13 protein-coding genes are annotated in these 13,948 nt (G+C 56.0%); 4 read left to right on the forward strand and 9 right to left on the reverse strand.

Translation table 11 applies throughout. The features are described 5' to 3' along the window. Positions 1 to 50: 50 nt before the first annotated feature. Positions 51 to 1,358: an MFS transporter gene (locus DZE2538_RS00215; protein ID WP_023638565.1), complete on the reverse strand. Its 1,308-nt coding sequence runs from the start codon at positions 1,356 to 1,358 to the stop codon at positions 51 to 53. 638 nt (positions 1,359 to 1,996) lie between these two features. Here DZE2538_RS00215 and DZE2538_RS00220 point away from each other — a divergent pair. Together DZE2538_RS00220 and DZE2538_RS00225 are read left to right on the forward strand one after the other, a co-directional pair. After that, on the forward strand, positions 1,997 to 2,893 hold the full coding sequence (locus tag DZE2538_RS00220) for a LysR family transcriptional regulator (RefSeq protein ID WP_019844214.1): 897 nt from the start codon (positions 1,997 to 1,999) through the stop codon (positions 2,891 to 2,893). 358 nt (positions 2,894 to 3,251) lie between these two features. Then, positions 3,252 to 3,698: a GNAT family N-acetyltransferase gene (locus DZE2538_RS00225; RefSeq protein WP_012882777.1), complete on the forward strand. Its 447-nt coding sequence runs from the start codon at positions 3,252 to 3,254 to the stop codon at positions 3,696 to 3,698. A gap of 43 nt (positions 3,699 to 3,741) precedes the next feature. On the opposite strand, the gene DZE2538_RS00230 is transcribed toward DZE2538_RS00225, so the two are convergent. Then, positions 3,742 to 4,182: a MarR family winged helix-turn-helix transcriptional regulator gene (locus DZE2538_RS00230; protein WP_038915287.1), complete on the reverse strand. Its 441-nt coding sequence runs from the start codon at positions 4,180 to 4,182 to the stop codon at positions 3,742 to 3,744. Between the two features lie 107 nt (positions 4,183 to 4,289). Here DZE2538_RS00230 and DZE2538_RS00235 point away from each other — a divergent pair, with 107 nt between their 5' ends. Together DZE2538_RS00235 and glk are read left to right on the forward strand one after the other, a co-directional pair. Next, the gene (locus DZE2538_RS00235; protein WP_023638567.1) at positions 4,290 to 4,580 is read left to right on the forward strand and encodes a DUF3861 domain-containing protein; all 291 of its coding nucleotides are present in this window, start codon (positions 4,290 to 4,292) and stop codon (positions 4,578 to 4,580) included. Positions 4,581 to 4,741: 161 nt separating this feature from the next. Continuing rightward, positions 4,742 to 5,710, forward strand: coding sequence for a glucokinase (gene glk / locus DZE2538_RS00240; protein ID WP_038912783.1), 969 nt, complete (start codon positions 4,742 to 4,744; stop codon positions 5,708 to 5,710). A gap of 97 nt (positions 5,711 to 5,807) precedes the next feature. Here the strand turns inward: glk and DZE2538_RS00245 are convergent, their stop codons facing one another. The 7 genes from DZE2538_RS00245 to DZE2538_RS00275 form a co-directional block, all read right to left on the reverse strand. Next, on the reverse strand, positions 5,808 to 6,125 hold the full coding sequence (locus tag DZE2538_RS00245; RefSeq protein WP_023638569.1) for an NIPSNAP family protein: 318 nt from the start codon (positions 6,123 to 6,125) through the stop codon (positions 5,808 to 5,810). Positions 6,126 to 6,337: 212 nt separating this feature from the next. Beyond that, positions 6,338 to 7,480 (reverse strand): alkylhydroperoxidase domain protein, encoded by a 1,143-nt coding sequence (locus tag DZE2538_RS00250; RefSeq protein WP_038915288.1) that lies wholly within the window; start codon positions 7,478 to 7,480, stop codon positions 6,338 to 6,340. Beyond that, positions 7,477 to 8,517 (reverse strand): putative FMN-dependent luciferase-like monooxygenase, encoded by a 1,041-nt coding sequence (locus DZE2538_RS00255; RefSeq protein WP_038915289.1) that lies wholly within the window; start codon positions 8,515 to 8,517, stop codon positions 7,477 to 7,479. Before DZE2538_RS00255 ends, DZE2538_RS00250 begins: the two co-directional genes overlap by 4 nt. 24 nt (positions 8,518 to 8,541) lie before the next feature. Beyond that, positions 8,542 to 10,185, reverse strand: coding sequence for a dipeptide ABC transporter ATP-binding protein (locus tag DZE2538_RS00260; protein WP_038915292.1), 1,644 nt, complete (start codon positions 10,183 to 10,185; stop codon positions 8,542 to 8,544). Next, positions 10,182 to 11,042 (reverse strand): ABC transporter permease, encoded by an 861-nt coding sequence (locus DZE2538_RS00265; RefSeq protein ID WP_038915293.1) that lies wholly within the window; start codon positions 11,040 to 11,042, stop codon positions 10,182 to 10,184. The genes DZE2538_RS00260 and DZE2538_RS00265 overlap by 4 nt, the downstream gene beginning before the upstream one ends. Before the next feature lies 1 nt (position 11,043). Next, entirely contained in the window at positions 11,044 to 11,985 is a 942-nt protein-coding gene (locus DZE2538_RS00270; protein ID WP_023638572.1) for an ABC transporter permease, read from the reverse strand. Between the two features lie 27 nt (positions 11,986 to 12,012). After that, a complete protein-coding gene (locus DZE2538_RS00275; protein WP_236617027.1) occupies positions 12,013 to 13,572 on the reverse strand; it encodes a TIGR04028 family ABC transporter substrate-binding protein in 1,560 nt (519 codons plus the stop codon). Between the last annotated feature and the right edge of the window lie 376 nt (positions 13,573 to 13,948).

The following is a 13,948-nucleotide window of genomic DNA, read 5'->3' on the forward strand; positions in this document are numbered from 1 at the left end:
CCTCGCTTTTCATTTCCAATATCATGAATTTCTGTAATAGGTTTGCGTTGTTAGTGCGTGGTGATGAGCATTCCATCCGTTTCTTTCCAGACGGGAGGATGTTTCCAAAGCGGAATAAGAATGAGCCCGGAAAGTAACGCCATAATGGAGGACGCAATAATGGTGAAGGGGTGGCCATAGGTAGTAATTAAATAGGCGGAGAGTACGCCGCCATAAATTCCGCCTATCCCTTTAGCAGAGGCATACAGCATGCCGTAGTTGGAGCCGGAAGCGACTTCACCGTAGTAATACCCCACGATTGACGCAAACAGTGAATATAATGCACCCCAGAAGAATATCGATATAATGCAGCTGCTGATAAATCCTGTCGCACTGCCTGCTTGCGCCAGAAACAGCGCGATAAGCGAAAAAAGCCCGCACAGGATATAAAAGATAGTCATGGTTTTATCGATGCCGATTTTATCTGCAATCCAGCCGCCAACCACCCGGCTAAGACCGCTTGTCATTGCCATTCCGACGGTGATGACGGTACCGGCCGTCAGGCTGAAATGAAACGCAGACGCAAATTTAATGCTGTTTGAAATAAACGTTAAACCGGATGCAGAGACTAAAACGAAAGAAGCAATTAACACCCAGAACTGCCAGGTATGCATTGCTTCTCCCATACTGTATTGTTTTTCACAAGGGCGTTTTGCTACGGGATGTTTTTTTGCTGATGAGGAGGTGACATGACTCCAGCCTTTCGGCGGGTCTTTCATGAGCAACCCGGTAATAATAATCACACCGGAGATAACCGCCGCCATAATAAAAATAACATTGAAAAAGACACTGTCTGGGGCATCTTCCGGAATGTTTCGAATAGGGAAAATAAAAGGCAATGCTCCCCAGGAGAACGCCGCGGAGATAAGGCCGATGGTGATGTTCCTGTAGTCGGGGAACCACTTGTTACAGGTGGTGATTGCCGCGTTGTAGACAAATCCGCAGAAGAAACAGCCGATACACCAGACGGTGAGCACGATGTTATACGACAGCGTCTGCCCGAATGCGCATACCAGCAGGCCGATGCCTGAAAAAATCCCCGCCACGACGGACACCATTTTCGGCCCAAACTTGTCCCGAAAGATGCCGCCTGGCAGGGTACCGAAGGCCTGGAAAATAACGAACATACTGAACATAAGCGATATTTTTGTTGGCTCCCAGCCATATGTTTTTGCAAAGTGCGGTGCAATAACCGACCAGGCATATTCATAAGGGCTAATAACCGACATCGCCAGAAAGGCTAATACAAAAAGCCACCATCGGTTGAAACCGAGTATGTCCTTATCCGTTCGCTTTTGCATAGTTATTAATTCACTCATAATACACTCTCCTGATTTAGAGAATCTGAAAGTAAGCGTTAGGGCGAAACAGGAAGGGAATAATGTGGCCATCACCATGGCCACTTATTCACAACGTGTTTACTTGGTTTATCTATTTATGATTTCTTTTATTTGCAGGTGTGTTGATTGTCTTGCTTTCCTCCATTTTTTACTTATTCCTACGATATGACTTTACGCGATGACAACCTGTGTGTCGGATGAGTTATTGTTTACCCGGCTAATTGATTCAGTTTTTAATTATTTCCCCTGGCTACATGAAACCGGATAGTGTGTTAAATCACCGTATTTTTCTGGATGCTGATGGTGACGGTTTTAATATCAAGAGTGATTAAGGAAATGCTTATACCACTCATCATGAATAGGTCACCTGCGCCATTCAATGTTATCGACGATAAAGCAAGGTGAAACATTGTCGTTACCAGTTAATAACTAATCGTCTTTTTTTGCATTGAATACAGCCTCTTTAATAGTGTTGTACCGGTATTTGTGGCCATTTTGATAACGAGTTTGTCGTCGTCATAATAAAATTGCGCTTCGTTCTTTTTCTGGTATTTATTAATAACCACAAGCCGTCGGCTGTGGAAATGTTTTTTTTAATCTATCGATGACTTAAAATCATGAATATTTCAAATATATCGTTAAGACAGTTACGCATTTTTTTAGCCGTTGCCGAGCATCATGGCTTTAGCCGTGCAGGCAACATGATTTCCCTGACGCAATCTGCGATGAGTCACAGTATTGGTGACCTGGAAAATGAGTTGGGGATCCGGTTATTTGAACGTACGACCCGAGAGGTATTGTTAACGCAAGAAGGGGCTGAGTTGTCTGAGGCACTCCGTCGGGTGCTGGGGGAACTGGAAACGACACTGTGTAACACTCAAAGCCGGGCGGAGCGACGACGAGGGTTAGTTCACGTCGCCACCAGTCCGACGATTTCGGCAGGGATTATGCCTGACTGTATCGCGCAGATTGCTGAGAATTATCCGCAGGTCAATCTGATTATCCATGATCGGGTACAGCAGCAGGCGATGCAGATGGTGGTGGATGGCGAGGTGGATTTCGGTGTGGTTATCGAATCTTCCGTACCCACTGATCTGTATACCGAAACGTTTATGGAGGAACCGTTCTGTCTGGTGTTGCCCGAGAGCCACCCGATTGCACGGCTAAACCGAGTGACATGGCGTGATTTGCAAAATCAGGAGCTGGTGTTGCTGGATTATGCTTCAGGTAGCCGCCCTTTAATCGATAACGCATTGATTCGTCATGGTGTTACGCCACATGTCATTCAGGAGCTTGGGCATGTCACCACCATTTTTCGTATTTTACAGTCGGGGATTGGGGTGTCGGTTATCCCACAACTGGCGTTGTCTTCCCTTGAATGCGCAGGCCTGGCCGTGCGCCAGTTATGGCCGATGGAGAACCGACGGCTGCAATTGGTACGTCGCCGCAATCGCTCGCTGTCTACCGCCGCAACCGCCGTCTGGACGTTGGTTCAGACACTGTGTCAGGCGTAGCCTGTTAACCCGCTTTACCCATGTTAGTCAGTATTAATGGTAGATTGTTATACAATAATGAAAAAAACAGATTGATGATGGATGTGACGTACGGACAGGCAGCCTGTCTTGTCATCGGGCATGTGCTGGTTGAGTGGCCATAAAAATGCACGGTGCACCGACAGCGCTGAACCTTATCAAGGAACGGTTTACCCTATTCATTTCATTGCGCCAATATCAGAGACGGTATCAGGCTTCAGGCAGTTTCACGCTATTCAGGGCGTTGTCGCCCAGTGGTTGCGACCGCTATGGTCGGCGTTGTGCAGCAAGACGCTCTGGTGAGATGATGAATTCTCATCACAGCCAGAAGGAATAAGCAGTGTCAGCACAATGGGAACAAGAGAGCTATCAGGTTTCGACGGATCCGCGGCGGCTTGACCTGGACATCATTCATGGTTATCTCACCACCTCCAGTTGGGCCGCGGGTATCGACCGGGAAACGGTCGCGCTGTCTGTCGCCAACAGCTTGTGTTTTGGGTTGTACCACCAGGCGCGTCAGATTGGTTTTGCCCGCATGGTGACGGACTTCGCCACGTTCGGTTATCTGTGTGATGTCTTTGTCTTACCTGCACATCAGGGCGCTGGGTTAGGGCGTTTTCTGGTGGAGTGCACCATCCGGCACCCGCGGTTGCAACGCTTGCGTCGTCAGTTGCTGCTGACGTCCACCGCGCCGTGGCTGTACCAGAAAATCGGATACGAGCCTATCAATCGTCAGGACTATGCCTGGACGTTTGTTCGCAAGGATATCTACCAGCCGGGTGCGTAACGTTCCGATACCCTGAGTTCCGGGGCGCGATCGGGTTTCGGTATTAGTCCGGCGCGACCAGATTCGCCTTCATCTTCTGCAATACCCGCGCGAACTGGCGGCGTTCTTCCGCTGTTACGTCGACAAAGGCACGTTGCAGCAGCTCGGTGCGCGCCTGCGCAAAAAGACGATGGGTGTCTTCACCTTTTTTCGTGAGTAATACCACCTGTGCCCGGCGATCGGTGGGGGAAGGCTCTCGGGTGATCAACCCCAGCGTTTCCAGCTCTTTCAGCAGGCGGGCAATCTGCGCCTTATCCCTACCCATGTACTGCACCAGAAAATGCTGGCTTTGACCTGGGTGGCGGGCAATCAATCCTAATGTACGCGCCTGAAACGGGGCGAGTCCCGTTTGCGTGAGTGCGTCGCTCTCCTGTAGCCGCTGTTTAACACCGTGGATCACTTCGCCCAGCAACTCAAACGTCTGGGTATCAAGAGTGTCATGCATTAATTTGTTGACCTTATCAACTATTCGGTTATATGGTTGACATTATCAACCATGTGGCGGAGACCGCCGCCCATTTCATCACATCATGTCGCCGCAAGGATAAAACCATGCCTTATCACTATCGTATCACGCTGGAAAATCTCACCGATAATCGCGACGATAAGCCGCAAAATCGTTCACTGACGTTTGACGCCACCAATCATGACGATATTCTGGAAATTATTGAGAAAGTTCGGTCAAAAGGGATCTTACCGGACTCGGACGTCGCCGCGTTTTGCACAGGTCTAAAGCTATTTGGCGAAGTGATGATGGTCCACCGCAAAGAGCCGCTGTTTCGTGACCTGATCCCTGCTTTTCGGGATTTTATGCTGCGGCTGAAACGGGGGGAAACGGCCTGATTTATCGCGTTACGTTTCCCCGATGACATGGATGACCAGTGAAGATGAGCGAGATTCGGTGTGCTGGCTATTCGCGTAGCCTTGCTATTCGCGTAGCGGCGTACAGCTTTCTTTGTGTGCCCAGGCACGCATGGTGACATTTCAATGGGAGAACGTAATTTATGCATCAGTATGCGCTGGTAGGCGATGTCGGTGGCACCAACGCCCGTCTCGCCTTGTGTGAACTGGCAAATGGGCATCTGTCGCACAGCAAACAATATGCGGTTCAGGAACACGACAGTCTGGAAGCGGCGATTCGTTTGTTTTTGACCGAACACGCGGATCTCACCATCAAAGCGGCCTGTATCGCTATCGCCTGCCCGGTGACCGGCGACTGGGTGTCGATGACCAATCACCATTGGGCGTTTTCCATTTCGGCGATGCAGCAGAACCTGGGGTTTGATCGCCTGGCCGTGATCAACGATTTCACCGCCGTCAGCATGGCGGTGCCGGTGCTGACGCCAGAAGATGTGATTCAGCTGGGGGGCGAAGCGCCCGTGGCAGGTAAGCCGGTGGCGGTATACGGTGCCGGGACCGGGCTGGGTGTGGCGCATCTGTTACCGGTTGACGGGAAATGGCTGAGCCTGCCGGGTGAAGGCGGCCACGTCGATTTCGCGCCAAATAGCGAAGAAGAGGACATCCTGTTGCAGGTGCTGCGTCAGGAGTTGGGGCATGTTTCCGCGGAGCGTGTGCTGTCCGGGCCGGGCCTGATGAATATTTACCGCGCGATCGTTAAAGCGGATGATCGGGTGCCGGAAGCGCTGACACCGCAGATCGTGTCTGAACGCGCGCTGGCGCACAGCGATGTCGACTGTTTGCGGGCGTTGTCGTTATTTTGCGTGCTGATGGGGCGTTTTGGCGGCAATCTGGCGCTGAATCTCGGCACGTTTGGCGGCGTCTATATTGCAGGCGGCATTGTGCCACGTTTTCTTGAGTTCTTCCGTAACTCCGGTTTTCGCGGCGCTTTTGAAGACAAAGGGCGTTTTCGCGATTATCTGGCCGATATTCCGGTGTTTATGATAACGCACCCGCAGCCGGGGCTACTGGGTGCTGGTGCCTACCTGCGTCAGGCACTGGGGCAGACGCTGTAACCCGCGTTATCCACCTGCCACCTTCCGTCTGGTGGTCACGCCGTCAGGTAACCCACAGGTTGCCTGACGGCAGGTATTCCCCAGAATGGGGGTAGCGTTATTGCAGCGGTGAGGCGGGTAAAGCAACGAGTTGCGTTTCCTCTACATTTTCGATCATCGCCATCTCAAATCCCGCCATATCGGCATGAAATGCATCGCTGGACATGTAAGCGAGTGTCGTTGCCTGAATGTCCACGCCGTCGGCATAACTCACCAGCGCCACCACCTGGCGGTCATTCTCCTGCGGGCGAAAAACACCGTGCGTTTCGATGTGAAACAGTTTCAGGCTCTCAATGTGGCGATACCAGATTTCAGCGTACTGGCTGGCCGCTGCCGCCGTTTTCAATGTGTAGGTTCTTAACTGAAAGACAGACATCGTGACCTCTCCTGATTATGTGGTGAGTACGGAGTATTGATGATCTGATGTGTGGGGAATGACGCCATTTGTGCGGGAAGGATGAGCCGAAAGCGAAAAACGCACGCAATGCGCCTTGTTTGCTCTTAGGAATAATTCGGAGCAAACAAGGCCAGGCATGGTGAACGGTATTCTTGTGGACGGTATTGCTGTGGACGGTACGGCTGATGTTGTCAGCCCCGGTTTCCCGGCCAGAACGGCTCGCCCAGCGTCAGCATCAACCGGTTGGCCCAGGCAAAAAACGCGGTGGACTGAATCAGGTCGAGAATCTCCAGTGTGTCCAGCCCTTGTTCACGCAGGCGCGCCAGATCCTGTGCGTTGGCCTGCGATGGCGTGGTGGAGAGCCGGGCGGTGAAGGTGATAATCGCCTGCCAGCGTGGGTGCTGTCCGGCGGCAAGATCTTCCCCCGGTGGTACGTCAAGCAGGCGCTGTACGGCGTCATGCTGCTTCGACAGTTGGCTGGCCTTGCGGGCGTGTACCGAGGCGCAATAAATACAGCCGTTTACCTTGCTGACGGCGGCGGCAGCCAGTTCCCGGTCCTGACGCGGCAGTCCGCCGGACGTATAGAAGATGCCCTTGTCGGTGAGGGTGCGTTGCTCCAGCACCGGCAGGTTGCGGCCCAGCAAGCGGAAGTAGTCGGAATCGGTATGACCGAAACGCGCCAGAATCGCTTGTTCATCTGGGGTAAATTCCGCCAGCGGTTTGGCCGGGAGCCACGGTTCCCAGCCGAGTTCACCCTGTGTAAACGCATTCGGAGCGGTTTTGCCGCTGTTGGTCAGTGCCTGGGTATGCCAGAGACCAGCGACAGCGGCGGGAACAACGGGTGCCCGTTCTTCGGCGTGACCGGCCAGTAGTCGATAGCCGTACAGCAAGCGGCTTTGAAAACTGACAAACGCGACCAGTTGCGACAGGGTGACGATATCGTCTACTGCCCAACCCGCTTGTTGCAGTGCCTGCAAGGATTCCGGTTGTGCGGAGATGGGCTGTAATGCCAGACGTTCGGCATGTTCCAGCGCCAGGTCCAGCGCTGCGCCGGGCGCCGGGGGCGGAAAATCTGCCAGCCGTTGGGCATAAAAGTGCTGTAAACGGGCGTTCTGATGCCAGCCGCTGACCTTTTCGGCGATAAAAAAGCGCAATGCCAGCGGTAACGTGTCGCTTGTCGTCTGGCTGAACAGCGCGTCGTAGCTACCTTGCGTATGCCGGGTGGCAGCATCACGCGTCGCTCTGGCCTGCGCCAGCGGCGAATCCGGGGCAATTTCCGAAAGCGTATCCACTATATCGAATGTTGACTGTATATCGAATGTTGACTGTGTCATGCGACCTCCTGCCCGACCGGGCGGGTGTGTTTGTCTTTTACCGGCGACCAGCCCAGTGCGGGGGCAACCCGGGTGGCAATCAACTCCAGCGAGCGCAGAATATGGGCGTGTGGCGGGTCGATAGAATGTACCTGAAACGCCAGATCAGTGGTCCGCGCCAGCGAGCTGTCCGCCTGTAGTGAGGCGATGACGTCTTCCGGTGTGCCAACGTGGCTGTCGAATGAGGCGATCAGTTCCTCTACCGAGCCGTTACGTGCCGGACGGCCCAACTGCGCCAGCCGGGCAGCGGAACGTTGCAGCCCGGTTTGCGCCAGTTGCAGCGCCAGCGCCCAGTCATCGGCGACGAACACACTGCGCGAACCCATGATGCGCGGTGTGACGCCGGACGGCAGCGCCTCCAGATAGGCGTCGATCATCGGGTTTTGCAGGTCGGCCAGCGTGGCATCCGGGAAAGCCTCCGGGCGCGGCTGGGTACGGGACAGCATCAGCCCATCGCCCGCGCGACCGGCACGGATAGCGCCTTCCACGGAAAACGTGGCCTGCCATACGCGGCGATTGAGGTGCGCAGCGGCCGGATAAAGCTGATTGCCGTCAGCGCTCAGCGGTTCGCCCGCCCAGGCGGCGCGTACCTGTGCCAGATAGCGGCCCAGAATCTCGCCGCGCTGTTCGCTGTTATGGCCGAACGCGGCGAACGATGACGGCGTGCCGCCGGAGCCGATACCGACTTCCAGCCGACCGTTGCTGAGCAGGTCAAGTACGGCGGTATCTTCTGCCACCCGCAACGGGTGTTCCATCGGCAGGGTAATCACCCCAGTACCAAGCCGAATACGTTGGGTCTGCGCGGCGACTTGCGCCAGAAACACCAACGGTGACGGCAGGCCGCCTTCATCGGCGTGAAAGTGATGCTGGGCCACCCAGGCACTGTCGAAGCCCAGTTGCTCAGCGTTGATGATTTGTTCGGCGGCTAAGCGGTAACGTTGCCCGGCGGGCACGTCATCCAGCAAGCGGGTGAAAAACCCCAGACGTTTTTGAGTCATGATTAAATCCTTGGTTTATGTCCCTTAAGAGAGGTGGTGCTGACCGGGAATCGCCTCGATCAGTTCCTGGGTATAACGTTCAGCCGGTTGGGCAAAAATGCGCTCGACCGGCCCGGACTCCACCTGTTTGCCGTGGTACAGCACGGAAACGGTATCGGCTATCTGCCGTACCACGGCGAGGTCGTGGGAAATAAACAGGTAGGTCAGCCCCAGCGAGGCTTGTAACTCGTCCAACAGGCGCAGGATTTGCGCTTGTACGGTGACATCCAGCGCGGAGACCGCTTCGTCCAGCACCAGCACTTTCGGCTCCAGCACCAGCGCGCGAGCGATGGCGACCCGCTGACGCTGGCCGCCGGACAGTTCTGCCGGACGGCGTTGCAGTAGCGAGGCAGGCAGCGCCACCCGTTCGAACATCTCATGAACCCGGCTGGCCCGTTCTGTGCGGGAGTGGCGGTTAAAGTTGCGCAGCGGTTCTTCCACGATATCGAACAAGCGCTGTGACGGGTCGAGTGAGCTAAACGGATTTTGATAAACCAGCTGAATGGTCTGGCGGAATTGACGTAGCGCTTCGCCGCGCAGTGGCGTCATGTCGGTGCCGTCGATCAGAATGCGGCCGGCCGTTGGGCGCTGGAAGCCAAGAATCAGGCGCGCGGTAGTGGTCTTGCCGGAGCCGGACTCGCCGACAATGGCGTGTGTGGTGCCGGGAGCCACGCTAAACGACACCGTATCCACCGCCCTAAATCGCTGCTTATGGTCGCCCGCCAGTGGGAATTCCTGTACTAACTGTTCCACCTGTACCATCGGCTGACCGGTGGCAGGCCGGTTCAGCGCTACACGTGATGGGCGGTGAGTCAGCGAGGGGATGTTGGCCAGCAGGGTGCGGGCGTACTGGCTTTGCGGCGCACTCAGCACCTGTCGGGCTGGCCCCTGCTCCTGAATATAACCTTTCTGGAACACCAGCAGGCGGTCGGCGCGCTCGGCCGCCACCCGGAGATCGTGGGTGACGAACAAAATGGCGGTGTTGTTCTCCCGGCGCAGTTCGTCCAACAGGTCGAGAATGCGTTTTTGCACCGTGACATCCAGCGCGCTGGTGGGTTCGTCGGCGATGATCAATGCCGGTTTCAAGGCGATGGCGATAGCGATCAGCACCCGCTGTTTCATGCCACCGGAGAGCTCGTGCGGGTACTGGCTGGCGCGCAGCTCCGGTCTGCTCAGCCCGACGCGCGTTAACAGTGTCAGCGTTTGCTGGCGCAGGCTACGACGATCGCTTTTTGGGTGTAGCCGTAAAATCTCCTCCACCTGCTCGCCGATGGTTTTCACCGGGTTGAGCGAATTGCCGGGGTCTTGCGGCACCAGGCTGACCACCCGGCCACGAATGCTGTCCAGTCGTGATGGCGACCATCGGCTAATCTCGGTGCCGTTAAGGCGAATGGCTCCACGCGTCAGGCGGCCGTTGTGCGCCAGCAGGCCGATCACCGCCTGTGCGGTGGTAGTTTTGCCGGAACCGGACTCTCCTACCAGCGCCACCACTTCGCCGGACTGAATGACGAAGGACACCCCTTCCACCACCGTGCGTTCACCGTCGTCGTCACGGTAGGCGATGGCGACATCTTCCAGCTCCAGCACCGGTGTGGCCGGGCTGTGTTGTAAACTCAGCGGCAGGCTCATCGCGTTGGCCTCCGAATAGACTGGCTGATGCGATTGGTCGCCAGCACCACCGCGACCACCAGCAGGCCGGGGAAGGTGGTCAGCCACCAGGCGGTGGCCAGATAATTACGGCCTTCGGCGATAAGCAATCCCCATTCCGGCGTCGGTGGTGGTGCGCCATAGCCGAGAAAACTCAGCGTGGCGAGTGCCAGAATCGCGCTGCCGAATTGCAACGCGGCGAATGCCAGTACGCTGGTGAGGGAGTTAGGCAGAATGTGACGCCACAGCACGCCCAAGAAGGTGCCACCGCTGCCAAACGCCGCTTCAACATAATCGCTGCGGCGTACGCGCAGCACTTCCGCACGTACCAGCCGGGTAAAATTCGCCACCGACGTCACGCCCACCGCGATAGCCGCATGCAGATTGCCAAACCCCAGCAGGATGATGACGCTCAGCGCCAGCAACAAGCCGGGAATAGCCAGTAGCACATCGACGCTGCGCATCACCACCGTATCCAGCTTTCCACCCACCGCACCTGCCAGCAGCCCCAGCAGGCTACCGAGTACCAAACCCAGCGAGACGGCCACCACCGCGCCAGAGAGTGAGTGCGCCGAGCCATAGACGATACGGGTGTAGAGGTCTCGCCCCAGTTGGTCGGTGCCTAGCAGGTACGTCCCACCCGGTGCCAGCCGTTGTGCGCCCGGCACACCCTCAATCGGTGACACATGGGTAAACAGGCTGGGGAACAGCGCCCACAGCGACACTGTCATTAGCACCAGCCAGGCGAGCACCAGACCGGGTTGCGCGGCATAACGGCGCAGACGCGGTGTTTTGCGCAGCAGCGGAAAGGTGATTTTTTCCAGTTGAATGCTCGCCATATCACACCTCCAATGCGGTTTTCAGCCGCGGATCAAGCAACGGGTAGAGCAGGTCGACCAGCAGGTTGACGACCACAAAAGCGGTGGCGGAAATCAGCACGATGGCCTGCAACACGCTGGCGTCCTGCGTGTTGACCGCTTCCTGCGTTAACTGCCCCAGTCCGCTGCGGCCAAACACGGTTTCAGTGATGAGTGCACCAGCGATTAATTCGCCCAGTAGCAGACCTGCCAGCGTCAGTGCAGGCAGTACGGCGTTGCGCGCCACATGACGCCATAACACACTCTGACGACTCAGGCCTTTGGCGCGCGCCACCGCCACGAACGGTTGTGCCAGTACCTGATCGATGCTGCGCATCAATACCTGAGCAATCGGGGCGGCAATCGGTACGGAGAGTGTCAGGACTGGCAAAACTAGTCCTTCCCATTCGCCGGGATTGATCACCGAAATCCAGCCCAGCCGGAAGGAAAACACCTGGATCAATACGATGCCGAGCCAAAACGTGGGGATGGATATCAGCAGCGACGGTACGGACTGAAAGAGCTGGCGCAGCCAGGCGAATGGGGCCAGCGCCGAGAGAAACGCCAGCGTGATCGCCAGCAGCAACGCCGCACCGAACCCCAGCACCGCCAGCAGCAAGGTGGGGGGCAGGTTGGTTGCCAGTAACTCGCTGACGGGCAACCCGGCCTGCAATGACAGCCCGAAGTCGCCGTGCAGCAGGCGTGACAGTGACGCTGCATACTGGGTCAGCAACGGCACGTCGGCACCGTAGGCCTGTCGCAATTGCGCGATTTGGCTGGCGCTGAGTCCCAGCTCCGGGTTCATGAATTTGATCAGCACCGCGTCACCCGGCAGTGCCTGCAGCAGCATGAACGACAAGGTAAATGCCGCCCACAGCACCAGCAGTGCATGTCCGAGGCGTGTCGCCAGATAGGCTATGCGCATGTTTTGCCCTCCGTCGCCGATGCCCGGTTACTTATCCAGCCAGGTGTTGTAGAAACTGGGGCGTCCCACCGCCTCAAAGCCTATGCCTTTCGTGCTGGCGCGACCGGCGAACACCTGCGGCTCTTCAAAAATCGGAATCACGTATGCCTTATCGATCAGGTAGTTCTGTACTTCGCCGACCAGCTCCAGCCGTTTGTTGCGGTCGGTCGCGGAGGCGATGCCATCCAACAGGGTATTAAGGTGGGTGTCTTCAAAGGTTTGTACCTTGTCGCTGGCTCCGCCTTTTTGCAGCAGCACATTGCGCAAGGTGGGGTAATACTGGCTTTTCAGCACATCCGGGTCCGCCCGGCCCACCATGCCCGGCGATACGCCGGTTTTCAGCGGGTCGAGACTATCGACGGTTTTGGTGCCCGCATCGCCTGCCAGTACGTTCAATTTCACGCCCACTTTGGCCCACTGCTGCGCCACCAACTGCAACATCTCTTTGTTCTGCGGCTGTGGCGGCGATTCGTAGGCGGTCAACACCAGCGATTGGCCGTCTTTCTGTCGGACGCCCTGCGCACCGATTTTCCAGCCCGCGTCGTCCAGCAGACGGGCGGCGGCGGCTGGGTCGAACGTCAGCTTATCGGACAGGTTGATGTAACCGGCGGCGGTTTTCGCCAGTACCGAGGTGGCTTGTGGGTAATTATTGGAATACAGCGTCTGGATGATTTCTTTGGGGTTGGTGGCGTCACTCAGTGCCTGACGCACGCGGATATCCGCCACCAGCGGGTTATCCGGGCGGAAGTTGATACTGTTATTCACCCCGCGGGTCGGGGCGGCGTAGATCCGAATCCCCTCACTCTGCACCCGTTGTTCGTCATAGGCCTGGATCTGACGGATAAAATCCGCCTGACCGGAGACCAGTGCACCAATGCGCACACTGTCTTCCGGCGTCACCAGATAGGTGATGCCATCCAGATAAGGGCGGCCCTGATGGGCAAAATTCACCGGTGCCCAGTGGTAATCCTTACGGGCCACCAGTTTCAGTTCGCGCCCCGGTTTTTCGCTGCTGACCACAAATGGGCCGGAGCCGATGATGTGGGTCGCATCGCCTAGCTGGTTGAAATTACGGGCTAGCGTACTCAGCGACACCAGACCTGAACCGATAGCGGAGGTGCCTTGCAGGAAACCGGGCGACGGTTTTTTGAAGTAGAACTTCACCGTCAGCGGGTCGATCACTTCGCTGCGCTGGTAGTTGTTGATGACTTCGGAAATCGGCTGGTTGAGTTCTTTGTTGCCCAGCCCATAGGTGTCGAAATTTTTAGCGACGGCGTTGGCATCCAGCGGTGTGCCGTCAGAGAAAGTGACGCCAGGGCGTAACCGGAATGTGTATTCGGTGCTGTCGGCGTTAATGGTCCAGGATTCTGCAATCCAGGGTTCGATGTCCAACGTTTCCGGGTTCTGATACGTCAGCTTATCGGTGATTTGGTTGAGGATACCGCCATTAGGATAAAAACCGCCTGCGGGCGGATACAAATTGGTGTGTGGTTGTTGTTCCAGATAGATCAAGGTGCCGCCAGTTTTTGGCGCAACGTCGGCCGCCATCGCCTGTACGCCATTTCCCAGTAGTGCGAATGAAACAAGCAGACCCATTCCCCGCTTCTGTTGAGCGTTCAAGAAACCAGACATGGTTTTTTCCTTTTAGTTATCAGAGTGATGCCAGCCACTGTGCAGGTGACGTCAGGGCCGGAAAAAGGCTGTCATACAAAAGGGATACTTCCACAGGCATGGCAAAACCACAAAGTACAAAACCGGCAATAAATATCTGCTTTTGGGGTAAGTCAAGGCGGGCAGGTGAAGGGCGAACACGACGTTTTTTATTTCATAAAATTTGAAAGATATCTGCAAATAAACCCGTTTTTAACGAGCTGATAACAGGTCTATTATCACTTTCATCGAAGGCGATAACGCCTCCAGTAAA

The sequence above is a fragment of the Dickeya zeae NCPPB 2538 genome (assembly GCF_000406165.1).
GTDB lineage: Bacteria > Pseudomonadota > Gammaproteobacteria > Enterobacterales > Enterobacteriaceae > Dickeya > Dickeya zeae.

Bases quoted from the DNA above. Each gene is read 5' to 3' on its own strand.
- DZE2538_RS00215 (WP_023638565.1), bottom strand. From the start codon at position 1,358: ATGAGTGAATTAATAACTATGCAAAAGCGAACGGATAAGGACATACTC.
- DZE2538_RS00220 (WP_019844214.1), top strand. From the start codon at position 1,997: ATGAATATTTCAAATATATCGTTAAGACAGTTACGCATTTTTTTAGCC.
- DZE2538_RS00230 (WP_038915287.1), bottom strand. From the start codon at position 4,182: ATGCATGACACTCTTGATACCCAGACGTTTGAGTTGCTGGGCGAAGTG.
- DZE2538_RS00235 (WP_023638567.1), top strand. From the start codon at position 4,290: ATGCCTTATCACTATCGTATCACGCTGGAAAATCTCACCGATAATCGC.
- glk (WP_038912783.1), top strand. From the start codon at position 4,742: ATGCATCAGTATGCGCTGGTAGGCGATGTCGGTGGCACCAACGCCCGT.
- DZE2538_RS00245 (WP_023638569.1), bottom strand. From the start codon at position 6,125: ATGTCTGTCTTTCAGTTAAGAACCTACACATTGAAAACGGCGGCAGCG.
- DZE2538_RS00250 (WP_038915288.1), bottom strand. From the start codon at position 7,480: ATGACACAGTCAACATTCGATATACAGTCAACATTCGATATAGTGGAT.
- DZE2538_RS00255 (WP_038915289.1), bottom strand. From the start codon at position 8,517: ATGACTCAAAAACGTCTGGGGTTTTTCACCCGCTTGCTGGATGACGTG.
- DZE2538_RS00260 (WP_038915292.1), bottom strand. From the start codon at position 10,185: ATGAGCCTGCCGCTGAGTTTACAACACAGCCCGGCCACACCGGTGCTG.
- DZE2538_RS00265 (WP_038915293.1), bottom strand. From the start codon at position 11,042: ATGGCGAGCATTCAACTGGAAAAAATCACCTTTCCGCTGCTGCGCAAA.
- DZE2538_RS00270 (WP_023638572.1), bottom strand. From the start codon at position 11,985: ATGCGCATAGCCTATCTGGCGACACGCCTCGGACATGCACTGCTGGTG.
- DZE2538_RS00275 (WP_236617027.1), bottom strand. From the start codon at position 13,572: ATGGCGGCCGACGTTGCGCCAAAAACTGGCGGCACCTTGATCTATCTG.